Raw genomic sequence first — 23,290 nt, forward strand, 5'->3', positions numbered from 1 at the left:
CATACTTGCGAAGCGGGTCACTCTTTAGCGTTAACGCTATTTTGTTTGCACAACGTTAGCGGGAGGCGGGGATTGGTAGTTATCAATGTGATGAGCGATAACTAAAAGCAGGGCTGAAACGCCAAAAACAACCCAACCTATAAGCTCGACAATTCTGCTGAAAACGGCTGCCATAGTTCTGCTATTGAAAGTTAAAACAGAGGTAAATGTTACTAAATGAGGCGAACAACGCAAGTATTAGCTGGCGTTGTTTTGGTGATTGATGCAAGAGTGAGCGGTCGATAATGCATAAGTAAAGCTAATAAGACATTTGAGTCTTATAGTTATGGTGAATCCCCGAACTTTTCGTCAGAGAGGTTGCAAGATGAGTGACAATATTCGCGTCGCAATAATCGGCTACGGGTACGCCAGTAAAACGTTCCACGCGCCGCTGATCGGCGGTACGCCGGGAATGACGCTGGCCGCAGTGTCGAGTAGCGATGAAAGTAAGGTGCGGATCGATTGGCCGACGGTGCGCGTTGTCGCCGAACCCCACCAGCTGTTAGACGACCCCAACATCGACCTGATCGTGATCCCTACGCCGAACGATACCCATTTCCCGCTGGCGAAGGCCGCGCTGGAGGCGGGCAAACATGTGGTGGTTGATAAACCCTTTACCGTGACACTGTCACAGGCGCGGGAGCTTGACGCCATTGCCAGAAGCCGGGGGCAGCTGCTATCGGTGTTCCATAATCGCCGCTGGGACAGCGATTTTTTGACGGTCAAATCATTGATTAACGAAGGGCTGCTGGGCGAAGTCTGCTATTTCGAATCGCACTTCGACCGCTACCGTCCCCAGATACGCAACCGCTGGCGTGAACAGGGCGGTCCTGGAAGCGGGATCTGGTTTGATCTTGGACCTCATCTTCTCGATCAGGCAATCAACCTGTTCGGCCTGCCGGTCAGCATGACCGTCGATCTCGCCCAGCTGCGCCCGGGAGCGCAATCTACCGACTATTTCCATGCGGTGCTGGTTTACCCGCAGCGTCGGGTGATCCTGCACGCCACTCTGCTGGCAGCGGCGGAAACGGCGCGCTATATCGTGCACGGATCGCGGGGAAGCTATATCAAATATGGTCTGGACCCGCAGGAGGAGCGGCTAAAAAACGGCGAGCGCCTTCCGCAGGAAGACTGGGGATACGATATGCGCGACGGGACCCTGACGCGCGTAGACGGCGCGGATCGCAGCGAGGAGAGCTGGCTAACGCTGCCGGGCCACTATCCGGCGTACTACGCCGCCATCCGCGATGCGCTAAACGGAGAGGGCGAAAATCCGGTACCGGCGGGTCAGGCTATTCAGATTATGGAACTGATCGAGCTGGGGATTGAATCAGCAAAGCATCGGGCCACGCTGTGCCTGATTTGAGGGGAAACGCCCGGCAGGAGTTCCGCCGGGCAGGAACCTAGGCGCGCTGCACGCGCTGAATCAGCGCCGCTTTTTCCTGTGCGCTGAGGAAGGCGAGCTCCAGACCGTTGATTTGCGCCTGGCGAATTTGCTCCCGGCTCAGGCCCGCGGCCGGGGCGGCCACGTTGTATTCATGAATAATATCGATGCCCTGTACCGCCGGATCGTCGGTATTAATAGAGGCCAGCACGCCGTGTTCGAGGAACGTCTTTAACGGATGCTCGGCCAGAGATGCGACGGTGCTGGTCTGAATATTCGAGGTCAGGCAGGATTCAATCCCGATACGCTGCGCGGCTAAAAAGTCCATCAGCGCCGGGTCCTGCACCGCTTTCACCCCGTGGCCGATACGCTCCGCGCCCAGCTCACGAATGGCCTGCCAGATGCTTTCCGGGCCAGCCGCTTCCCCTGCGTGAACGGTAATACGCCAGCCGGCGTCGCGGGCTTGCGTAAAGTGTTCCATAAACAGGGCCCCGGGGAAACCGAGTTCGTCACCGGCGAGGTCGAGAGCGGTAATGCCTTCGCGGTGGGCAAGCAGCGCGTCAAGCTCCTGCTGGCAGGCGGCCTCGCCGAAGGTTCGGCTCAGGATACCAATCAGCCGCGCCTCAACGTTAAAATCGCGGCTCCCGTCGCGCACGCCGGCAATCACCGCCTCAACCACGCCGTCAACCGGCAGCCGGTGGGTCATCGCCATATAGCGCGGGGAAAAGCGCAGCTCAACGTAGTGCAGGCCATTGCGGGCCGCGTCCTCGACGTTTTCATACGCCACGCGACGGCACGCTTCCAGCGAAGCGAGAACCTTTACACCCCAGTCAAGTTTGGCAAGGAAGCTCACCAGATCGGGTTCATTGCTGGTGACCTGGACATGTGGACGAAGGGCGTCGAGAGTGGTTGCCGGGAGCGCGATGTTAAACTGGCGGCCAAGATCGAGAATCGTTTGGGCCCGGATATTGCCGTCAAGATGGCGATGAATGTCGGTTAATGGCAAAGTTGAATCAATCATGGTCGCACTCATTTTTTAGTAAAAGTGCACATCATTATACATCAGGGTTATAACTGTTTAAAAGTATTGAAAAAAACCTGTCTATACAAGCATCTGGGGGCATAACGGCAACGCTTAGCTCAATTTAAGATCCAGCCAGGCTGCGGCCCGTCCCGCCGCGTTGACAGTCCGCTGCAGGATATGGTTGTATTATACAACTATGCTGTCAGGAGCGGTTGTTTATGAATAGCGAAATGCAGATCGTTGAAGAAATACGCGTGGCTTCTCGTCAGATGGTGCGGGAGCTCGGATTCATGAACAGCACTCTGGCAGCGAGCGATTACTCCCCCTCCGTAGTCCACGCTTTGCTCGAAGTGCACGCGCAGGAGCTAATGACGGCGGCGCAGCTGGTGCAGGTTCTGGGTCTTGAGAAGTCCAGCGTTAGCCGCATGTTGGCAAAACTGGTTCGCGCCAATGAGCTGGAAGAAGTTCTGTCGGCTGAAGATGCCAGGGTCAAGTATCTGAGGCTGACGGTAAAAGGCAGGGATACGGTGGCGAAAATTAATAGCTATGGTAACGAACAGGTGCTTGCCGCGCTGAAAAAAATGCATCCCCACCAGCAGCAGACCGTGGCGCAAGGGCTTAAATATTACGCTAACGCCTTAGCCGCCTGTCGTGAAAACAGCGAGAACGTTACCCGGGATAGCTTTGACATTATCCCCGGCTATCATCCGGGAATGATTGGCCGCATCGCTGAAATGCACGGCAGCTACTATGCCAGAGAGCATCATTTCGGCATCTTCTTTGAATCCAGGGTTGCCGCTGGGCTGGCTGATTTTTCAGGCCGTCTGGATAGGGCATGCAATCAGATCTGGCTGGCCATGCTGAACGGGCGTATTGTTGGCTCGGCCGCGATTGACGGCGACGATCCTGGCAACGGTGAGGCGCATCTGCGCTGGTTTATACTCGACGATGGATGTCGTGGCAGCGGCGTGGGCAGAAAGCTGCTCGCCGAAGCGATGAAATTCTGCGCAGAGAGCGGCTTCAGTACCGTTCAGCTATGGACGTTTAATAAACTTACGGCCGCTCGTCGGCTATATGAATCGTTTGGCTTTAAGCTGGTAAAAGAGTGGCAGGGCGACCAGTGGGGAACCCTTGTCATGGAGCAGCAGTTTACCTGCACGCTGCGCTAAATGGTAACGGCTTCCCGGCGGTGACGGAAAATAATGCTTGCTATCGATGGTTATCTATGTGATCAATAGCAGGTCGGTTTGGTACACAGAACCAATAAAGCGGTTTAGTAAAGCAGTCCTCATCTCAAGCGTTATTCCTAAATAATCCTTTTTTCGAGCCTCCTTATCGTTATTAATTAATTTCTGTGATGCGAACTTTTTCGCCGCAAGGCTTTGAACATTGGGATAATACTTATGTCTGGTAAGATGATTGGTTTAGTAAAATGGTTTAACGAAGGTAAAGGTTTTGGCTTTATTTCTCCTGTAGACGGCAGCAAAGATGTTTTTGTGCATTTTTCTGCGCTGCAGGGCGATGGCTTTAAAACCCTGTTTGAAGGGCAGAAGGTCGAGTTTACTATCGAGAGCGGTGCTAAAGGCCCTGCTGCCGGTAATGTCGTTCTGCGTGATTAATTAATTTTGCGTTTTTATGAATCTGCGATAACGATGACGGTGTAATCCTGAGTAGTCAGATTGATAAAAAACGCGTGCGGTCATCGTGAAGTCGGTAGCGTCTACCGGCTTTAATACCTGCGGCAGGTTGGCTTTTGTCTGGAATTTCAGCAGGCTAAACGTCGTATGGGTGCTGTGGCATGAAGCGTTTTACGGGCTGATGCACTCTAAATCATTACCCCGAGCGACCATGCATCGAAGGAGTGACCGCCTCCTGAAGCAGTACATTGTGTAATTTTTTGTATTTCGTATGCCTGCGGGCAAATTAAAAACCAACAACATCCAAAATAATCGCTGATAAAGTAACATGGTTTTATCTGAAATGGTTTTCAGATTTAGCGTTAAGAAATAATGACAATGATGTCTTTGTTCTACCAACCATTCGAACAGTGATTTCCGCTGTCATTGAAGGTCAAGAAGAGCCTTCAGTTAAATATGGCTAAATGCCCCTGCGGTAGTGAATGTTGTAGCAAATAAAAGGCTAACATCATGACTGACCACATTCATTTCAGGTGCCCATGCTGCCATGGGTCACAGTACAGAACATCAAACTACGATGTATCTGAAAGCAATCCATTCGGTGCGAAGTGTATCTTTTGTAAATCCTCGATGATTACATTTGATAATATTGCCCCCTATATTTCGGCAAAAGCAGCCGTAACTGGATTACGCAATTAAGCAGAAGGCCCCGGAAGGGGTCTTTTAATATCCGTGCGGCGGCGCTGGGTTTGTCCACAGCATCATGAAATCTGCTCTCGAGGCGTTAACGCCCGCGCATTTGATGCGCTTCTGCGCCCTCCGTACATCAAGCCCCGGCCATCGCCGGGGCTTTGCTATTTTAGCGATCGGCGTAGGCTGCGCGTAGAGCGTGCGGGTCAACAGAGGCCTGGCGGCCGGGCTCATAGCAAAACGCTATTAATCATAGTGAATCAGTATTTAATTTCAGAGATGAGATTTTTTATAGTTCCTGGCGCTACTTTTCCTGCAATGACTGGCAGGCTATTTTAAAAAGGACCCTGGGACTATGGTATTCACTCTAAAAAAATTTGCTGTTTCGCTGGCCGTTGCCGGCTCGCTGCTCCTGACCGCCTGCGGACCCGCCGGACAGGACCCTAATCATATCAAGGTTGGGATCAGCGCCGGTATTGACCAGCAGGTGTGGTCGGTGGTGCAAAAGGTGGCGAAAGAGAAGTACAACCTCGACGTCGAAGTTGTGACCTTTAACGATTTCGTGCTGCCGAACGAGGCGCTCAATAACGGCGATCTCGACATTAACGCTTTTCAGCATAAGCCGTATCTGGATAAGCAGATTCAGGAGCGCGGCTACAAGCTGGTAGAGGTGGGTACCACCTTTGTTTACCCCATCGCCGCCTATTCAAAGCAAATTACCGCTATTGACCAGCTGCCGGACGGCGCGCAGGTTGCCGTACCGAACGATCCGACTAACCTTGGTCGCTCGCTGCTTCTGCTGCAAAAGCAGGGGCTGATTACCCTTAAAGAGGGCGTTGGTCTCCTGCCGACCGCGTTGGATATCGTCAACAATCCGAAGCACTTAAAAATTGTTGAGATTGAGGCTCCGCAGCTGACGCGGGCGCTGGACGATCGGCAAATATCTCTCGCGGTTATCAATACGACGTTTTCCAGCCAGATCGGACTATCGCCGAGCCGTAACGGGCTATTCGTCGAAGATAAGAACTCGCCGTACGTCAATATTTTTGCCAGCCGCGTCGATAATAAAGATAGCGATAAGGTAAAAAATTTGGTGAAAGCGTATCAGACCGATGAGGTGGCCGCGGCGGCGGCGGAACTGTATAAAGGCGATGCGGTTAAGGGCTGGTAATCTCTCTTTCGATATCAGGGCGAGGCCCTGATATCGAATATCGCCTATTTGTTCAGCATTTTATTGTAGACAAAAAAGTCCCTATCTCGCACAAAGCCGTTGCGCTCGTACAGCGCCTGCGCCGGGACGTTGTCGGTCGCGGTGCTGAGCATGATAAATGCGGAATCTGTTTCCGCAGCCAGCTGCTCGGCGCGCTCAATCAGCTTCTGCGCGACGCCATGTTTACGCGATTTGGCATCGACGAAGAGATCGTAAAGCAGCCAGATCCTTTTCATTTCTAATGAGCAGAACAGGGGATAGAGCTGCGCGAAGCCGACGGGCTGGCCGTCAATTTCCGCGAAAAAGATAACCGATTCATTAAGCTCTAAACGTTTGAGAATAAAGTCACGGGCCTGAGCCGGCTGCGCCTCAACCTGATAAAAATGACGATAGCCTAGATACAGCGGCAAAATTTTATCGACGTCCTGGGGCTGAGCTTGAAATATGTTCATTACGTACCTCACACTAAAAGTAAGATAATTGTATTACAACCAGGCTTCGGGTAAATACCTGAGGAACGCCTTCAGGCCGCTGTACGTCGAGGTTGCCGCGCGCGTGGCGTCTTATTTACGTCCGCCCGCCGTGCGAATTGCCTGAGGGGCGGAAATAATGCGGGGGAATAACGATCGAAGTCATATCGTAGCCAAAAAATAGCCGCTTATTGTTCGACGTTGCTAATTTTCTGGCCGATCTGCCGGCCGACGGCGGGGCGCCAGCCGGCCTTTTGGCTGATCTATTTCTGAATCAGGTAGCGGATTGTGGGCCCGTCCTGCTGAATATCCAGAACGGTATAGCCGTAGTTTTTTGCATCGTGCGGAATGTTGTTGATCGACTGCGGGCAATCGCTGACCACTTCGAGAATTTCCCCTTTCTTTAACGACGGCATCGCTTCAAGCGTCGCGACGGCAGGATAGGGGCAGGGCTCGCCGACCATATCGAGGCGATAATCAGGAACGATAGTTTTCATGCGGTTTCCTTAGCGCCGGCAAGGGCAGCGGATTTTTGACGGAAAAAGCGTTTCTCCCAGGCAATGACCAGCATCAGGGCGATAAACAGCAGGAGATAGGTTACCAGCAGGCCGCCGAAAGGACCGAAGGTGCTCAGCAGATTGACCTTATCCCAGCTTGTGGCCAGCGCCGGCGACAGGTCGTCCCAGAAGTAGGCCAGAATGGTTGAGCCGATAACGTTGCCCAGGCCGACCCACCAGTAGTGAACCTGGCCTTCAACGGCGCGATACATCCAGCCGGTTTCACAGCCTCCGGCGAGAACAATCCCAAAACCGAACAGCAGACCGCCGATGACCGCATTAGGGCCGGCCCACATAATTTTCGGCTCCATCCCGAGCTGCACGTAGCTAAAGATGCCTATTGCGCTGGCGGCCATACCGAAAATAATGGCTTTGGCCATATAGGTCCGGCCGGTTATCCACATATCGCGAAACGCCGAGGTAAAGCAGATCTGCGCCCGTTCGATCAGCAGACCGAAACCGACGCCAAACAGCATGGCCAGGCCCAGCTTCGGCCGGTCGACCGCGGTCAGCAGTCCCCAGGCAATCATGGCGAAAAAGACCAGCATCCCGAGGCGAAAACGGCGCCGTGCCTGCTGAGGTTTTTGGGTTAACGGCGAGGCCGCGGAGACTTTCTGCATCTTCACCGCGATACGAAAAATCGGCAGCAGGGTAAAGCGGGCGCCAAACCAGGTCCCAATCGCGGTGGCGATGGCGAAAAACCAGGCGTGCAGCGAGAACTGTGGGATCCCGGTGAAAAATGCCGCCAGGTTACAGCCCATCGCCAGGCGGGCGCCGAATCCGGCAATAATACCGCCAGCGACGGCCTGGATAATGCGGATTCGGCTACGCGGCATACGCAGCTTAACGTTATTAGCCCAGAGCGCGGCGGCAAAACAGCCGCCAAACATGCCAATAATCATCATTCCATCAATGCGGGTTAACGGCGTCCCGTCGAGGTGAATGAGCTTATAGTAGCCCCACTGCTCGCTATGTACGCCGGCAAGCTGCAGTAATTGCCCGCCCCAGCGGGTAAATTCGCCGGTAACGGCCCAAAAGGTGCCGGTAATACCAAAGTAGTAAGTAGAAAGAATACCTGCGGCAATAACCGCCGGGGCGGGAGCCCAGAATTTAATCAGGTAGGTTTGTTTAAATTGTTGCCATGTCATAGAGCTGCCTCTGAACTCAGAAGGTAAATCACCCCTGGCGGGGTTTAAGAGGAGGGAATAATACGCTGACCGGCATGACAAAACGCTCGACGGGATCAAAAGGAATATTTTTCCTGCGCGGAATTAGCGCCTGGTTGATAAAGCAAATATGTCAGCCAGGTTACTGTTTTATGAACAAATCATTAACCTTGCCAAGGTGGATAAAATAGCGAAAGATGACCGCGTTCGGGCCTGAATACTGCTCAATGAGATCCTGAGGGATATATGAGTCAAGACGTTACGTTAAAAATGTTAAAGCCCGATTTTGATATGGAAGTGTCCGGGTTGGTTTATGGCTATCTGTTCCGCGAAGGCAATGCGCCGCGGCAAATATCCTCGAATGAGGTCTGCGCCCAATATCATGAGCTGGTCGGAGGAAATGATTTCGTCTGGCTGCATCTCAACCTGAATCATGCCACTGCCGAAAAATGGCTGATGGCGCATTTTCCCGTCGACGACTTCTTCTTTGAGGAAATTCGCGATGGTTCCCACACTACGCGCATCGAACGTCAGGGCGATAACCTGTTTGCCGTCCTCAACGATGTGCTGTTTAACCCCAAAGAGACCACCTCTGAAACATCAACGCTGTGGCTGTATTGCAGCCAGAAGCTGGTGGTGACGGCGCGCTATAAACCGCTGCGCTTTATTGAATGGATGCTGCCGCGGCTGGCAACGCTAAAGGTGAACTCCTCTACCGAGCTGCTGGCCTTTTTGCTGGAAGAGCAGGAAGAGGTGCTGGAACAGGTCGTCAGGCAGGCAAGCCGCCACGTCGATGCTATTGAGGAGCGCCTGTTAAGTAACCACGTTCAGCGCAACCGTGCCGATCTGGCGCGCCTGCGGCGCATGCTGCTGCGCTTTCAGCGCCTGCTGGCGCCGGAACCGGCGGCGATGTTCCGTCTGCTGAATCGGCCCCCGGCATGGATCGACCGCGCGGTAGTTCAGGAGTTTCGCCAGTTCACGGAGGAGTTTACGGTGGTGCTGAATGATTTGTCCGGCCTGATTGAGCGTATTAGCCTGCTCCAGGAAGAGATTAGCGCCAGGCAAATGGAGCAAAGCAACCGCACGCTGTATACCCTGACGGTGATTACCGTCCTGGCGCTGCCGATTAACATTGTGGCCGGTTTCTTCGGCATGAACGTCGGCGGGATCCCGCTGTCGACCAACCATCATGGCTTCATTTTACTGGTGCTCATTGTCGGCGTCTTTACGATCGGCGCCGGCTATCTGGCCTTTCGGCGGCGGGACGATCTTTAGGCGCCAGCTATGATTTTCGGTAGAAGACCGCGGCGCCAGCTTGCGCTACCTTATTGAGAGGAATTATCAATAAGGAGTTATGGGATGACGAGACTAAGCGCAATGCTTGCTCCGGGCCTGCTGCTGTTGCTGCTGTCGGGCTGCGCCTCCGACGGCGTAAAAAAACCGTTACCGCAGCCGAAGCCGCTGAAAAGGAGCCAGCCTGCCTATCCGATCGTGGCTCGCGCCAACCATCTGACGGGCTACGTCCGGGTTGCCTATGATGTCAACGCGCAGGGCAAAGTTGCGGAGCTGCGGATTGTGGACTCGCAGCCCCGCTATCTGTTTGATGAGGAGGTGGTGCGGGCGATGGCGCAGTGGGAGTTCGAGAAGAATAAACCCTACAAGGATCTGGAGATGCGCTTTAACTTCCGCCTCGCGCAGCTCAACCCGCCCGGCCAGTGAAAGCGCGTGGATGAGCGTTACGCAGCGGCCCCGGAAGTCCTACGTCAGCGAACGCAGGGCGGCAATCAGCCCCTGAACCCCTCTCTCAAGCTTCACCCGCGGACACCCGGCGTTGAGGCGCACAAACCCCGCGCCTTCTTCGCCGTAGGTCGAGCCCGGCATGATGGCAATCTTTTGCTCGTGGATTAACGCGTGCTGCAGGGCGCTATCGTCAACCTTGAGCGCCCGCAGGTCAATCCACGCAAGATAGGTCGCTTCCGGCGGACGCCAGTTCAGCTGCGGGAAAGCCTGATTCAGCTCCCGGGCGATATAGCGCAGGTTTTCCTGCAGATAGTCCCGCAGGGCGTCCAGCCAGCCGGCGCCTTCGCGATAGGCGGCAATATGGGCAACCAGCGCCGGTACGCTGGGTGAGGAGAGGCCATCCCGTGATTTCAGCGCGCTGAGGTAGCCATCGCGGGCGGCTGCGTCGTCAATCAGGCCATAGGCGCCGGTTAGCGCCGGAATATTGAAGCTTTTCGACGCGGAGGTGAACAGCGCCCACGGACTGCGGGCGACGTCGCACCACGGCGTATGTCGGTGGTTTTCCCACGCCATATCCATATGAATCTCATCGCTGATAACCTTGACGCCGTGCTTTTCGCACAGCCGGGCCATCGTTGCCAGCTCATCGCGGCTCCAGACCTTTCCGGTCGGATTATGCGGGCTGCAGAGCAGCAGGATTTTATTGCGCGGCTCGGCCAGCGCCCGCTCCAGCTGAGCCATATCGCTGCGCCACTGGCTATCGCGAACGACGAGCGGAACCGGAACCAGCCGCCGCTGGTTGCCGGCAATGGTCTTATAGAAAGCATCGTAGGCCGGGGTATGTACCACGACGCCGTCGCCCGCATCGGACCACTGGCGAATGGTTTCCGCCACCATGTAAATCACCGATGGCCCGTAGACGATAGTATCGCGATCGATGGGGCTCTGAAATCGACTGGAGAACCAGTGGCTAACGGCGCCGAGAAACTCATCGTTTTTCCAGCGGCTGTAGCCCAGCACGCCGTGGGCCAGACGCTGGCTGATGGCATCAAGAATGCAGGGCGCGGCGGCAAAATCCATGTCGGAGATGGTGAAGGGCAGCAGCTCGGCGGTGCCGAAGCGGTCGGCGACGTAATCCCACTGCGTACACCAGGTACCGTGGCGATCGACGGGCGTTGAGAAATCAAACATCGGAACTCCCTTTATCTGAACCCCCTCCGGGCGGGAGGGGGCGCGGCGTTTATGCCTGGACGGTATTCATCAGCACGCTCATCTCATCCTTCACCGACTGCACCTGCGGCCCAATGACCACCTGCAGATTATGCTGGTTGAGCTGAACGACGCCAATGGCGCGGTTGGCCTTCAGCGCGGCGGCGTCGACTTTGCTCATGTCGCTTACCGACAGACGCAGGCGGGTAATGCAGTTATCCAGCGAGGTGATGTTTTCTGCGCCGCCCAGCGCGGCAAGGATCGCCGGCACATTATAGCCGGACTTCCCGACGCTACCGGCCGTGGCTTTCTCAAACGCGGCGCTATTTTCGCTATCGCGGCCCGGCGTTTTGAGGTTAAAGCGGGTGATGGCGAAGCGGAAGATGCCGTAGTACACCGCGAACCAGATGGCGGCGACGACCGGAACCAGATACCACTTCGTAGAGAGACCGTGCAGGATGCCAAAGACCACGAAATCAATGACGTTGCCGTCGGTATTGCCGATGGTCACCCCGAGCACCGCCATGATGGTGAACCCGAGGCCGGTCAGCAGCGCGTGGATGAGGTACAGCGCCGGGGCGACGAACAGGAACAGGAATTCCAGCGGCTCCGTAGTGCCGCCAATGACGCAGGCGATCACGCCGGAGATCAGCAGGCCCTTAATTTTGTGACGATTTTCCGGGCGGGCGCAGTGGTACATGGCCAGCGCCGCGCCCGGCAGGCCGCCGAGGAACGCCGGCATTTTGCCCTGGGAGAGGAAGCGGGTGGCGCTTTCTGAGAAACCGTGGGTTTCCGGACAGCTGAGCTGCGCCTGGAAGATGGTCAGCGCGCCGCTGACGCTGTGGCCGCAAACGTCCATGGTACCGCCCGCTTCGGTAAAGCGGATCAGCGCCACCAGAATATGCTGCAGGCCGAAGGGCAGCAGCAGGCGCTCGCCGGTGCCGAAAATCATCGGGCCGAAGTTGCCCGCGCTGTTAATGACGCTGCCCAGCGCGTTGATACCCATCGCAAAGATCGGCCAGACCAGCGGGATTGCGAGGCCGACCAGCCCCATAACCACGGTAGTCGCAATTGGCACAAAGCGGGTGCCGCCGAAGAAGGCGAGCGCATCCGGCAGGCGGATGTTATGAAAACGCTCATGCAGCATCCAGATAATAATCCCGGCGATGACCGCGCCGAGGATCCCGGTATCGATCGACTGAATGCCGATAACGTTCTGGATATTGTTGGCTTTAAGGATGGCCGCGTCGGTGGTCGGCAGAATGCCTTTCGCCGTCAGCCAGAAGTTGACCGCGAGATTCATCACCGCATAGCCGACAAAACCGGCAAAGGCGGCGACGCCTTTATTTTCGCGGGCCAGACCAAGAGGAATGGCAATACAGAACATCACCGGCAGGAAGCTGAAGGCGAAAGAGCCGATCTTGCTCATCCACACGAACACGGCCTGCAGCAGCGGGGTATTCAGCCACGGCTGCAGGGTGAGGACATCATGGCTACTTAAGGAACTGCCGATCCCCAGCATGATCCCGCAGAATGAGAGCAGGGCCACGGGTAACATAAAGGTTTTCCCTAACTGCTGGAAAAATTCCCACAACGTAATTTTTGGAGTTGTTTTCGCCGTCATAACACGAATCCTGCTGCTTAGGTTATTGGTAGGATGTAACGTCACGGAAAGATAAAACGTTTTACCACTTTTTAGTGCGATAAAAATCACATAACCAAGCGATAATAACGTTTATAAAGGTCACTCATTGATAAAACGTTTTATCGACAGCCACAGGGAGTCGGTTGCAGGCATGGCTATCGCAAGAAAAATCACCATCAACGACGTTGCCCAGGCTGCGGGCGTCTCGGTCAGCACGGTTTCGCTGGTGCTGAGCGGCAAAGGACGCATCTCGTCAGCCACCGGCGAACGCGTCAATCAGGCCATCGAGCATCTGGGTTTTGTCCGCAACCGCCAGGCGGCATCGCTGCGCGGCGGGCAGAGCGACGTAATAGGCCTGATCGTCAGCGACCTCTCGAAGCCTTTCTACGCGGAGCTAACCGCCGGGCTGACGGATGCCCTCGAATCCGAAGGTAAGATGGTCTTCCTCACTCAAGGGGGACATCGGGGCGAAAAAATGCTCCAGCGTTTTGAAACTCTGGTTTCACAGGGGGTCGATGGGGTGATTATCGCCGGCGCTATCGATCGGGGCGGCGAGCTGCGCGACCGGGCGGCGGAGGTCGGGATGCCGCTGGTGTTTGCCTCCCGGGCCAGCTACCTCGAGGATATTGATTTAATCCGCCCGGATAATATGCAGGCCGCGCAGATGATCACCGAGCATCTGATCCGCCGCGGACATCAGCGTATCGCCTGGCTGGGCGGGCAAAGCTCGTCCTTAACCCGCGCCGAGCGGGTGGGCGGCTACTGCGCGACGCTGCTGAAGTATGGTCTGCCGTTTCACAGCGAATGGGTGCTGGAGTGCGAATCGAGCCAGAAGCTGGCGGCGGAGGCGATGGCCTCGCTGCTGCGGCAAAATCCGACCATCACCGCGGTGCTGTGCTACAACAGCGTCATTGCCACCGGCGCGTGGTTTGGCCTGATGCGGGCAGGGCGCCAGAGCGGTGAAGACAGCGTTGAAAGCTATTTTGAGCAGCGGGTGGCGCTGGCGGCGTTTGCCGAAGTGCCGGAGGCCGCGCTGGATGACGTGCCCTTAACCTGGGTGACCACGCCGGCGAGAGAGATGGGCAAAAGCCTGGCCGGGTGCATTTTGCGTCGTCTTGAAAAGGGGCCGGAATCAGCGCGCAACCAAATCATGCCGCCGCGGCTGGTGACCAGAAAATAGCCCTCCGAAGAGGGCTATTTCGCATCTTACTGCTGAGGTGTGACCGGCGGGACCAGCTCTTCCGGCTCCGCGCTCTGCGGGGCGGGCTCCGGCGCCGCGGGAACCGACAGGCCGAACATACCGGCGAACTCATCCAGGGGCATTTTCTGCCCGTTCAGGGTCACCTGGCCGTCGGCATACTGCAGGCTGGAGGTGATGGCGTTATTTTCCATGGCGGTGATGCGGAACATCTGCCCCATTGCCGCCAGGCCTTTGACCTGCTGGTCCGCCAGCTTCGCCGCGTCAGCCGGCTGATAGCCTTCCAGACCCGCAATCTGCGTCATAAATTCGGTCGCCATGTCTAGCGGAACGACCAGCTTGCCATCAAGAGACTTCACGCTGCGGTCAATCTCGTCAGCCAGGGTTTGCGCCGGAGCGGTCACCACGGTCGAATCTTTCAGCAAAATTGACAGATTAAAGGTACTTTCGCCCTTCGCATTGCGCCAGCTCAGCGGGGCGATGGTCAGCGACGGGTTGCCTTTCAGCAGCACCGGCAGCGCCTTAAAGAAGGTCTCGGTCATCGCCTGCTGGTAAAGCTCCGGATTCTGGGTCAGCTCCGGCTTCGCCATCAGCGCCTGCGCTTCGCTATTGTACTGCTGGCTGAACTGGTGCCACGCCTGGCCGTCGAGATTATCCAGCTTCACGGTCAGCCTGCCGCTACCCAGATCCTTGTTTTGCAGCTTCAGGCTGTTAACGGTGTAATCGAGCTGGCTGTTGATGCCTTTGCCATCTTCCGTCAGCGTAGATTTCCCGTCGATGTTCATCCCTTCCAGCAGGGCCAGCTCTTTGCCTTCTACGCCAATCGACAGTTTCTCCAGCGAAACTTTTTGCTTGCCGATGCGCTCGTTAAAGCTGGTCATCTCGGTCGTGCCGTCGGTTTTCAGATTGCTGAAGTTCAGCTGCACTTTCTGGTTGTACTCGTTGACCGCGTTGATCTGGCCGCTGCCCGCTTCGCCGGTCAGCGCAATGGCCTTGCCGTCGCGATCGGCATTCAGCTGGAACTGGCCGCCGCTAAAGGTGACTTTTTCGTCGCCTTTACTGTAATCCAGGGGCTTCAGGTCGATAGCCGACCGGCTGTCGCCGCTATAGGCGATCAGGGTATCGATGGTAAACGGCGTGCTGCCCTTAGCGATATCAAACAGCGCCTTGCTGGCTTCATTATTGACCAGCGTTGTTTTGACCGACGCCATCGATGGGCCAAACTGGCCGCTTTTCAGCGCCGCCAGCGGAAACGGCCCGTGGCTGACGACTTCGTCAAAAACCAGGGGCTGCCCGGCAGCGAGCCAGCTGCTCTCTTTACCCGCGGCCGGCTTCACAACCAGCTGCAGGTGGCTGCTGAACAGACCGCGCTGATAGTTCTGCCAGCCCAGCTCAAGCCCGGCTTCCGGGGCGCTGTTTTGTAGCTGAGCATTGGCCTGCTGAACCACCTCGGCGATCCGGTTTTCCAGCTGCTTGCCCGTATACCAGGAGCCTCCGGTCCAGACCACGCCCAGGGCCACGATAATTCCTGCTGCGACCAGCGATTTCTTCATAGTATTTGTCCATAAATAAAACCAGGCGCAATAAGACGCCTGGCGATGCTGTCATGATGGGTGAAAGTCTAGCAAGAGCGGCTAAAAAGTTCAGTAACTTACTGGAGCTTATTGAAGACGCGCGCCAGGCGGCCGGTGCCGCTCACCTGTACCGGCGATTCGTCGCAGGCAATAAACGCCGACTCGCCGGGCTTCAGGGTCAGGCGCTGCTCGTCTTTGCGAATTACCGCTTCGCCTTCGACGCAGAAAACAATCGCGGCGCTCTGCTGGGCGATGGTGGACTCTTGCGCCGACAGCGCGTGCAGGGAGAAGGCAAAGTCATCCACCGGGATCGGGAAGTCCAGCTCGGCGCCGTGCTGCTCCGGCTGCGTCAACAGCTCGGCTGCCGGTTTGGCTACGAACTTAACGTTGGCGACCAGCTCCGGAATATCGATGTATTTCGGCGTCAGGCCGGCGCGCAGCACGTTATCAGAGTTGGCCATCACTTCCAGGGCGACGCCCTGCAGGTAGGCGTGCGGAGTTTCAGCAAACAGGAACATGGCATCGCCGGGGTTCAGCTTCACCACGTTGAGCAGCAGGGGAGAGAACAGGCCGCTATCGTCCGGATAGAATTCGGCGATCAGGCGAATCGTCTGCCAGGGTTCGCCCTGCTCGGCGTCGAGCGCTGACTGCAGTACGCTCAACGCGTGAGATTTTTCATCGCCCTGCATATTCAGCAGGCTGGCAAACAGCTGGCTTAAACGTTCAGCATCCGGGCTGCTGAGGAAGTCGCCGATGGCCGAGTGGGCGTCGGCAACCGGCTGCAGGAGCGTGACGATTTCCGCAAACTCGCGGAAGGCGTTCATGGCGAGGAACGGCGTCAGGGCAAATACCAGCTCCGGCTTGTGGTTTGGATCCTTGTAGTTGCGCTCTGCGGCATCAAGTGGGATCCCGGCGGCATTCTCTTTGGCAAAGCCGATTTCAGAGGCCTGCTTATTCGGATGCACCTGAATAGACAGCGGCTGGTCGGCGCACAGCACTTTGAACAGGAACGGCAGCTCGCCGAAGCGTTCGGCCACTTTGCTGCCGAGCAGGCGGGCTTTGTCGCCATCGATAATCTCGCGCAAAGAGCGCGGGGTGCCGCTGGCATCGGGGATCTGTGAGCTACTTTTCGGGTGCGCGCCCATCCACAGCTCTGCCATCGGCAGATTGTTGGGGTTAGCGATCCCATAAAGTTCGGTTAATGCGGTGTGACTTCCCCAGGCATAGTTCTGTACTGAGTTAATGAGCTTCTGCATTCTCAATCCCTGTTTCCACTTGATAGTCATCGCTCTATTAAACCAGTAAACGCCTGAGAAGCAACTGCTGAAAGAAAAAGTCGACCTTGTCTCAGTTTTTGTTAAAAAATTGTGTAAAATCGATCGACTCGCTTTTCTACAGGCAAATGGAGTGTCTGCCTGAAATATAATCAGCCAAGCAGTAAGTGAGAGCACAATGTCGAATAAACCGTTTGTTTATCAGGATCCTTTTCCCCTCAAAAAGGATGACACCGAGTATTATCTCCTCAGCAGTGACTACGTCTCCGTTAGCGAATTCGCCGGTCAGGAAGTCCTTAAAGTTGAACCCCAGGCGCTAACCCTGCTGGCCCAGCACGCCTTCCACGACGCCTCCTTTATGCTGCGCCCGGCGCATCAGCAGCAGGTGGCCGATATCCTCAGCGACCCGGAAGCCAGCGAAAACGACAAATACGTCGCCCTGCAGTTCCTGCGTAACTCCGATATCGCCGCCAAGGGCATTCTGCCGACCTGCCAGGACACCGGCACCGCCATTATTACGGGTAAAAAGGGCCAGCGGGTGTGGACCGGCGGCGGCGACGAAGCGGCGCTGTCGCAGGGCGTTTACAATACCTATATTCAGGACAACCTGCGCTATTCGCAGAACGCCGCGCTGGATATGTATAAAGAGGTTAACACCGGCACTAACCTGCCGGCGCAGATTGACCTCTACGCCACCGACGGCGACGAGTATAAATTCCTCTGCATCGCCAAGGGCGGCGGTTCGGCCAACAAAACCTATCTCTATCAGGAGACCAAGGCGCTGATTACCCCGGCGAAGCTGAAGGACTACCTCGTCGAGAAGATGCGTACCCTCGGTACCGCCGCCTGCCCGCCGTACCACATTGCTTTTGTCATCGGCGGGACCTCTGCGGAGTCGACGCTGAAGACCGTTAAGCTGGCTTCCACCCACTATTACGACGGTCTGCCAACCGAAGGCAATGAGCACGGCCAGGCGTTCCGCGACGTGCAGCTGGAGCAGGAGCTGCTGCTGGCCGCGCAGGATCTCGGCCTCGGCGCGCAGTTTGGCGGCAAGTACTTTGCCCACGACATCCGCGTTGTGCGCCTGCCGCGCCACGGCGCCTCCTGCCCGGTTGGGATGGGGGTTTCCTGCTCCGCCGACCGCAACATCAAGGCGAAAATCAACCGCCACGGGATCTGGCTGGAGAAGCTGGAAAGCAATCCGGGCAAATATATTCCGCAGGCGCTGCGCCAGGCGGGCGAAGGGGAGGCGGTGAAGGTTAACCTCAACCAGCCGATGAGCGAGATTCGGGCGCTGCTGTCGCAGTATCCGGTGTCAACGCGCCTGTCGCTGAGCGGCACGATTATCGTCGCCCGCGATATCGCCCACGCGAAGCTCAAGGAGCTGCTGGATAACGGCGAGGCGCTGCCGCAGTACGTCAAAGATCACCCGATCTACTACGCGGGTCCGGCCAAAACGCCGGACGGCTACGCTTCCGGTTCGCTGGGGCCGACTACCGCCGGGCGCATGGATTCCTACGTCGATCAGCTGCAGTCGCACGGCGCGAGCATGGTGATGCTGGCGAAAGGCAACCGCAGCCAGCAGGTGACCGACGCCTGCCACAAGCACGGCGGCTTCTATCTCGGCAGCATCGGCGGGCCGGCGGCGGTGCTGGCGCAGCAGAGTATTAAGAGCCTTGAGTGCGTGGCTTATCCGGAGCTGGGAATGGAGGCTATCTGGAAAATCGAGGTGGAAGACTTCCCGGCGTTTATTCTGGTGGATGATAAAGGCAACGACTTCTTCCAGCAGATCCAGACCTCGCAGTGCGCGAGCTGCGTGAAATAATCGCCCCGATCGTCGGGTGAGCGCCTGCCGGCGAATCCACCGGCAGGTATTTTTAACACGCCGCCGCTGCGCTCTGCGGGGCGGTTATTTGTGTCGCTTAGCGGCACGAACGACTAAAACTAATTATAAATCTGACCAATACTTAACGCTTTTAAGCCAGTGGGCTTTGTCGAAATTACGTACTTTTTATTCAAGGAGACAGTAATGACAACGCATCGCAGTGAAAAAGACTCTATGGGCGCGATTGAGGTTCCTGCCGACAGGCTATGGGGCGCGCAAACCCAGCGTTCGCTGGAGCATTTCCGTATCTCAACGGAAAAAATGCCGGGCGAACTTATCTACGCCCTGGCGTTGACCAAGCGCGCGGCGGCGAAGGTGAATCAGGATTTAGGCCTGCTGGCCGGCGAAAAAGCGCAGGCTATCGTCGAGGCCGCCGATGAAGTGCTGGCGGGAAAGCATAGCGCAGAATTTCCGCTGGCTATCTGGCAAACCGGCTCCGGTACCCAAAGCAATATGAATATGAATGAGGTGCTGGCAAACCGGGCCAGCGAGCTGCTGGGCGGCGTGCGGGGCATGGAGCGCAAGGTGCATCCGAACGATGACGTCAACAAGAGCCAAAGCTCCAATGACGTCTTCCCGACGGCGATGCACGTGGCGGCCATTATCGCGCTGCGGGAGACGCTCATTCCCCAGCTTAAGGTGCTGAAAAAAACGCTTAGCGACAAATCCGCCGCGTTCAGCGATATCGTTAAAATCGGCCGCACGCACCTGCAGGACGCCACGCCGCTGACCCTGGGGCAGGAGTTCTCCGGCTGGGTCGCCATGCTCGAACATAACCTCCGCCACCTTGAGCTGAGCCTGCCGCATCTGAGCGAGCTGGCGCTGGGCGGTACGGCGGTGGGAACCGGACTGAACACCCACCCCGAATACGCGGTGCGGGTCGCGGCAGAGCTGGCGGAGAGTAGCGGCCAGCCGTTTGTTACCGCGCCGAACAAGTTTGAGGCGCTGGCGACCTGCGACGCGCTGGTCCATGCCCACGGCGCTCTGAAGGGGCTGGCGGCGTCGCTGATGAAGATTGCTAACGACGTGCGCTGGCTGGCCTCGGGCCCGCGCTGCGGTATCGGCGAAATTGCGATTCCCGAGAATGAGCCGGGTTCATCGATCATGCCGGGCAAGGTCAACCCGACGCAGTGCGAAGCGCTGACCATGCTGTGCTGTCAGGTGATGGGTAACGACGTGGCGCTGAATATCGGCGGTGCTTCCGGTAACTTCGAGCTCAACGTCTATCGCCCGATGGTGATCCATAACTTCCTGCAGTCGGTGCGGCTGCTGGCCGACGGCATGGAGAGTTTCAACGAACACTGCGCGGTCGGGATCGAGCCTAATCGGGAACGAATCAACCAGCTGCTCAACGAGTCTCTGATGCTGGTGACGGCGCTGAATACCCATATCGGCTATGACAAAGCGGCGGAAATTGCCAAAAAAGCGCATAAAGAGGGGCTGACGCTGAAAGCCTCGGCGCTGGCGCTCGGCTACCTGACGGAGGCCGAGTTCGACAGCTGGGTGCGCCCGGAAGAGATGGTCGGCAGCATGGCTACTCGCTAGCCAGCCACAGGTGCAGGCGCGGGATCAGTAATCTGAGCGACTGCGCCTGGGGTTTATAGCGATACTGGACATTGTCGGCATCGTAATTCAGTAACTCGCCAATATCCGGCACGCTGACCCCCTGAGTGCCGGATATCAGCGTAATGAGTGGCCCAGGGCAGGCGTACTGCACCTGTTTTTGCTCGCCGGCGTACCAGACGCGGGCGATAGGCTGGACTTTGACCGGTCGCTTAATCTTCAGCTTCGCCCGCTGCGGCAGGGCGGCAATATCCTGATACTCCCGCTCCAGCTTGCTCTGCCACTGCTCGCGCGTCCACGGCGGCACCGCGCGCGGCGACTGCAGGCTTTTTTCCAGCTGCATTAGCACCTCATCGCGGGTTAAATTCTTAATCACGTGCTTATTGGCCCAGCCAAAGCGGATGCTGCTGGGATCGAACAGCGGCGTCAGCGTGCGGTAGGCGCTAAGGGTGATTAATCCCGGCAGATGACGATGCACCCACTCAAAGCGGGCCGCGGCGGGGAGGGCGGAGTCGACGGTAATGATTTTTTCGAAGGTGGCCTTTAGCGCGTTGATGCTGGCGATTTTTTGCCGCAGGTCGGCCTGCTCCTCGGCGCTGGTTTGCAGGCAGATCGTCCCGGGAAGGCGCACCGCCGCCTTGCTGCTGCGGCTTTCCGATTGCTGCTGGATAAACAGATGGCCGTAGTGCCTGAGGGCCATCTCCAGCGCCGTTTTACCGATATGCTGCACGACCTGAATCGTCTCAAGTGGGTCGTGTTCGGCATCTTTGCTCACCGCCGGTAGCTCAAATACCCGCGCGGCAAGCAGGCGACAGCAGCTTAGCGCCAGCTTCAGCTCCTGCAGCTCCCGCTCAAGCTGGCGAAAGGTGCCATTGAGTCGTTCAACGAGGTCGTAATTTGCCATCTGCGCCACCTTAGTTACAACATACTAATCGATTTTTAACTATACGCAGGCCGCAGCGCCTGCGCAAGGGGGTCAGCCAGAGGTAAAATTCGGCAGCTGGTGGTAAATCGGCCAGCTAAAGCTGAAGCTGGCGCCCCCCAGCGGACTGGTGCGGCAGCTCACCTCGCCGGACATCGCCTGGGCGATGCTGTGGACGATAGCCAGGCCGAGCCCACAGCCGCCGGTCGCCCGATCGCGGCTAGGGTCAAGCCGGACAAACGGCTCAAACACCCGTTCGCGCTCGGCAGGGTCGATGCCCGGGCCGTCGTCATTGACCTGGAGAGTCGCCCGCGATCCCGCGAGCGTCAGGCTCACCTGAATCTGCTGATTACTGTAGCGAAGCGCGTTATTGACCAGATTGTCGAGCACGCGCTCCATCAGGCGCATATCCAGCGCGCCGTAGTCGCCGGCGACCACCTCGTGAAGCGTCACCTCGCGCTGCGGGTTAACCATCTGAACGTCTTCCACGTGGGCCTTAATCCAGGCCGGGAAGTCAGGGGTGGTCAGGCTCAGCTCATTTTGCGGCCGGTCAAGGCGGGCGTAGGTTAAAAGCTCTTCGATAAGGGCTTCCAGCTGTCCGATATCGCGGTTTAAGGCCTGTGATTCCGCGGTGGTCAGATTTTCACTCATCTCAAGGCGGTAGCGCAGGCGCACCAGCGGCGTGCGCAGCTCGTGCGCAATCCCGTCGATCAGCTGCTTTTTACTGGCGATCAGAGCGTTGATATTATCGGCCATCTGGTTAAAGGCCACGCCGAGCCGCTCAAAGCTGGACATGCTATCGAAATGAATGCGCTCGCTAAAATGTCCCTCGCCGAAACGCTGGGCGGCGGTCTCAAGGCGCAGCATATCCTGCCAGTGCGGGCGCATCCAGACGAAGACCGGGAACGCCAGCGAAATGGCGATAAAGGCCATCAGCGCGACGTCCAGCAGGCGCATCTCATGCAAAAAATAGAGATAAGGGACCGGGCCTACCGACAACACGTAGTGGCTGCGCGGAATGCGCTGAATAAAGGTGTATTGATCGTCCAGGGCGACGATATCGCCGGCGCGCAGATGCTGCATCGAACTCTCCGCCAGCTTGAATTTGCTCAGCGGTTCAATATGCAGATCAAACGACAGGTTGAGATCCAGCTCTTTGAGCGTTTTGCTCCAGTCACGCGGCGGAATTTCCCGCAATTCGCTGCGCATCAGGTACAGCGAGCTTTTCATCAGATCGTCCAGCGACTGGCGGCCCGCGCGCTCGGCGGTAAATTTATACACCAGACCGACCAGCATGGTCATGACCAGAAAACAGACGAACAGCAGGAGGTAAAACTGCACAAACAGCTTTTTCATAGCCGGACCCGTTAATTAATTGTCCCAGGCATGGGGAGCAAACAGATAGCCTTTGTTGCGTACCGTTTTGATACGGTAGGGTTCCGTTGCGCTATCGAGAAGCTTTTTACGCAGGCGTGAAATGGCCACATCGACGCTGCGGTCCATACCATCGTAGCTGACGCCGCGCAGGTTTTTCAGCAGCGCATCGCGATCCATAATTTGTCCCGCATGGGTCGCAAGCTCCCACAGCAGTTCGAAATCCGCCGTAGAGAGCGCGACGCTGTCGCCGGCGAGCAGCACCTGGCGGTTCACCGGATCGATGGAGAGTGAGCCAAAGGCGATGGTTTTATGTGGCGTCAGCGAGGCGGGCGCCGGGGTGAGCGGAACGGCAACGTGCTGGCGCAAATGCAGGCGCAGCCGCGCCAGCAGCACGGCGGGCGGGGTGGTTTTGAGGATGTAATCACTCGCCCCCATCTCCAGCGACAAAATATGGTTCATATCGCTGTCAAGGGAGGTCAGCAGCACGATCGGACCCTGCCACTGCCCGCGCAGGTCGCGGCAAATCGTCATTCCGTCCTTGCCCGGCAGCATGATATCTAATAACACCAGATCGGGTTTTTCCCGGGCAATAACCTCTTCCGCCCGGTCACCGCGTGGTTCAACCACCACGTCCATATCATGCTTACCCAGATAGGCGGCAATCAGTGCGCCAACTTCCGGATCATCCTCAACAAACACGATCTTATTCATATTTTATATGTATAT

The 23,290-nt window shown here is 56.9% G+C and carries 22 protein-coding genes; 10 read left to right on the forward strand and 12 right to left on the reverse strand.

All coding sequences use genetic code 11. The features are described from left to right. Window positions 1-36: 36 nt before the first annotated feature. Window positions 37-174: a division septum protein Blr gene (blr, locus tag QFI97_RS14045; RefSeq protein WP_072051871.1), complete on the reverse strand. Its 138-nt coding sequence runs from the start codon at window positions 172-174 to the stop codon at window positions 37-39. A gap of 190 nt (window positions 175-364) precedes the next feature. Between blr and QFI97_RS14050 the strand changes: the two genes are divergently transcribed. Then, window positions 365-1,405, forward strand: coding sequence for an oxidoreductase (locus QFI97_RS14050; RefSeq protein ID WP_346431400.1), 1,041 nt, complete (start codon window positions 365-367; stop codon window positions 1,403-1,405). A gap of 37 nt (window positions 1,406-1,442) precedes the next feature. Here QFI97_RS14050 and add read toward each other — a convergent pair whose 3' ends face one another. Continuing rightward, window positions 1,443-2,444 (reverse strand): adenosine deaminase, encoded by a 1,002-nt coding sequence (gene add / locus QFI97_RS14055; protein ID WP_095103136.1) that lies wholly within the window; start codon window positions 2,442-2,444, stop codon window positions 1,443-1,445. A gap of 221 nt (window positions 2,445-2,665) precedes the next feature. On the opposite strand from add, the gene QFI97_RS14060 reads away from it, so the two are divergent. The 4 genes from QFI97_RS14060 to metQ all read left to right on the forward strand — a co-directional run bounded on the left by QFI97_RS14060 (window position 2,666) and on the right by metQ (window position 5,945). Next, window positions 2,666-3,616 carry a bifunctional helix-turn-helix transcriptional regulator/GNAT family N-acetyltransferase gene (locus tag QFI97_RS14060; protein WP_346431401.1) on the forward strand — a complete coding sequence of 317 codons (951 nt, stop codon included), beginning with the start codon at window positions 2,666-2,668 and terminating at the stop codon, window positions 3,614-3,616. A gap of 234 nt (window positions 3,617-3,850) precedes the next feature. Beyond that, complete coding sequence (gene cspA / locus QFI97_RS14065; protein WP_041145816.1) at window positions 3,851-4,066, forward strand: RNA chaperone/antiterminator CspA; 216 nt, start codon at window positions 3,851-3,853, stop codon at window positions 4,064-4,066. Between the two features lie 528 nt (window positions 4,067-4,594). Next, on the forward strand, window positions 4,595-4,783 hold the full coding sequence (gene ymcF / locus QFI97_RS14070) for a cold shock small protein YmcF (RefSeq protein ID WP_346431402.1): 189 nt from the start codon (window positions 4,595-4,597) through the stop codon (window positions 4,781-4,783). A gap of 346 nt (window positions 4,784-5,129) precedes the next feature. Then, the gene (gene metQ, locus QFI97_RS14075) at window positions 5,130-5,945 is read left to right on the forward strand and encodes a methionine ABC transporter substrate-binding lipoprotein MetQ (RefSeq protein ID WP_095103142.1); all 816 of its coding nucleotides are present in this window, start codon (window positions 5,130-5,132) and stop codon (window positions 5,943-5,945) included. Window positions 5,946-5,989: 44 nt separating this feature from the next. Here the strand turns inward: metQ and QFI97_RS14080 are convergent, their stop codons facing one another. The 3 genes from QFI97_RS14080 to yedE form a co-directional block, all read right to left on the reverse strand. Then, on the reverse strand, window positions 5,990-6,436 hold the full coding sequence (locus QFI97_RS14080) for a GNAT family N-acetyltransferase (protein ID WP_346431403.1): 447 nt from the start codon (window positions 6,434-6,436) through the stop codon (window positions 5,990-5,992). Between the two features lie 281 nt (window positions 6,437-6,717). Next, window positions 6,718-6,951 carry a sulfurtransferase-like selenium metabolism protein YedF gene (gene yedF / locus QFI97_RS14085; RefSeq protein WP_041145813.1) on the reverse strand — a complete coding sequence of 78 codons (234 nt, stop codon included), beginning with the start codon at window positions 6,949-6,951 and terminating at the stop codon, window positions 6,718-6,720. Then, window positions 6,948-8,159, reverse strand: a complete 1,212-nt coding sequence (gene yedE, locus QFI97_RS14090) for a selenium metabolism membrane protein YedE/FdhT (protein ID WP_346431404.1) — start codon at window positions 8,157-8,159, stop codon at window positions 6,948-6,950. Before yedE ends, yedF begins: the two co-directional genes overlap by 4 nt. Before the next feature lie 264 nt (window positions 8,160-8,423). Here yedE and QFI97_RS14095 point away from each other — a divergent pair, with 264 nt between their 5' ends. Then, the gene (locus QFI97_RS14095) at window positions 8,424-9,452 is read left to right on the forward strand and encodes a CorA family divalent cation transporter (RefSeq protein ID WP_095103148.1); all 1,029 of its coding nucleotides are present in this window, start codon (window positions 8,424-8,426) and stop codon (window positions 9,450-9,452) included. Between the two features lie 84 nt (window positions 9,453-9,536). Next, entirely contained in the window at window positions 9,537-9,896 is a 360-nt protein-coding gene (locus QFI97_RS14100) for a TonB family protein (RefSeq protein WP_346431405.1), read from the forward strand. 39 nt (window positions 9,897-9,935) lie between these two features. Here QFI97_RS14100 and QFI97_RS14105 read toward each other — a convergent pair whose 3' ends face one another. Together QFI97_RS14105 and malX are read right to left on the reverse strand one after the other, a co-directional pair. Continuing rightward, the gene (locus QFI97_RS14105; protein ID WP_095103152.1) at window positions 9,936-11,108 is read right to left on the reverse strand and encodes a MalY/PatB family protein; all 1,173 of its coding nucleotides are present in this window, start codon (window positions 11,106-11,108) and stop codon (window positions 9,936-9,938) included. A 49-nt stretch (window positions 11,109-11,157) separates the two neighbouring features. Continuing rightward, window positions 11,158-12,750: a maltose/glucose-specific PTS transporter subunit IIBC gene (gene malX, locus QFI97_RS14110; protein WP_095103154.1), complete on the reverse strand. Its 1,593-nt coding sequence runs from the start codon at window positions 12,748-12,750 to the stop codon at window positions 11,158-11,160. Window positions 12,751-12,922: 172 nt separating this feature from the next. Here malX and QFI97_RS14115 point away from each other — a divergent pair, with 172 nt between their 5' ends. Next, window positions 12,923-13,951 carry a Mal regulon transcriptional regulator MalI gene (locus tag QFI97_RS14115; protein WP_331834322.1) on the forward strand — a complete coding sequence of 343 codons (1,029 nt, stop codon included), beginning with the start codon at window positions 12,923-12,925 and terminating at the stop codon, window positions 13,949-13,951. Window positions 13,952-13,977: 26 nt separating this feature from the next. Here the strand turns inward: QFI97_RS14115 and QFI97_RS14120 are convergent, their stop codons facing one another. Beyond that, entirely contained in the window at window positions 13,978-15,522 is a 1,545-nt protein-coding gene (locus QFI97_RS14120) for a YdgA family protein (protein WP_331850193.1), read from the reverse strand. Window positions 15,523-15,620: 98 nt separating this feature from the next. Next, window positions 15,621-16,799 carry a mannose-6-phosphate isomerase gene (manA, locus tag QFI97_RS14125; protein WP_346431406.1) on the reverse strand — a complete coding sequence of 393 codons (1,179 nt, stop codon included), beginning with the start codon at window positions 16,797-16,799 and terminating at the stop codon, window positions 15,621-15,623. Window positions 16,800-16,995: 196 nt separating this feature from the next. Between manA and fumA the strand changes: the two genes are divergently transcribed. Together fumA and fumC are read left to right on the forward strand one after the other, a co-directional pair. Further along, entirely contained in the window at window positions 16,996-18,642 is a 1,647-nt protein-coding gene (gene fumA, locus QFI97_RS14130; protein WP_346431407.1) for a class I fumarate hydratase FumA, read from the forward strand. Window positions 18,643-18,846: 204 nt separating this feature from the next. After that, on the forward strand, window positions 18,847-20,247 hold the full coding sequence (gene fumC / locus QFI97_RS14135; protein ID WP_095103164.1) for a class II fumarate hydratase: 1,401 nt from the start codon (window positions 18,847-18,849) through the stop codon (window positions 20,245-20,247). Here the strand turns inward: fumC and tus are convergent. From tus to rstA, 3 genes are all read right to left on the reverse strand, one after another. Beyond that, the gene (tus, locus tag QFI97_RS14140; RefSeq protein ID WP_346431408.1) at window positions 20,237-21,169 is read right to left on the reverse strand and encodes a DNA replication terminus site-binding protein; all 933 of its coding nucleotides are present in this window, start codon (window positions 21,167-21,169) and stop codon (window positions 20,237-20,239) included. The two genes, fumC and tus, sit on opposite strands and share 11 nt — an antisense overlap. A gap of 72 nt (window positions 21,170-21,241) precedes the next feature. Next, window positions 21,242-22,543, reverse strand: coding sequence for a two-component system sensor histidine kinase RstB (gene rstB, locus QFI97_RS14145; RefSeq protein ID WP_095103168.1), 1,302 nt, complete (start codon window positions 22,541-22,543; stop codon window positions 21,242-21,244). Window positions 22,544-22,558: 15 nt separating this feature from the next. Continuing rightward, window positions 22,559-23,275: a two-component system response regulator RstA gene (rstA, locus tag QFI97_RS14150; RefSeq protein WP_095103170.1), complete on the reverse strand. Its 717-nt coding sequence runs from the start codon at window positions 23,273-23,275 to the stop codon at window positions 22,559-22,561. Between the last annotated feature and the right edge of the window lie 15 nt (window positions 23,276-23,290).

It is taken from the genome of Klebsiella scottii (assembly GCF_036561945.1).
Taxonomy (GTDB): Bacteria; Pseudomonadota; Gammaproteobacteria; order Enterobacterales; family Enterobacteriaceae; genus Klebsiella; species Klebsiella scottii.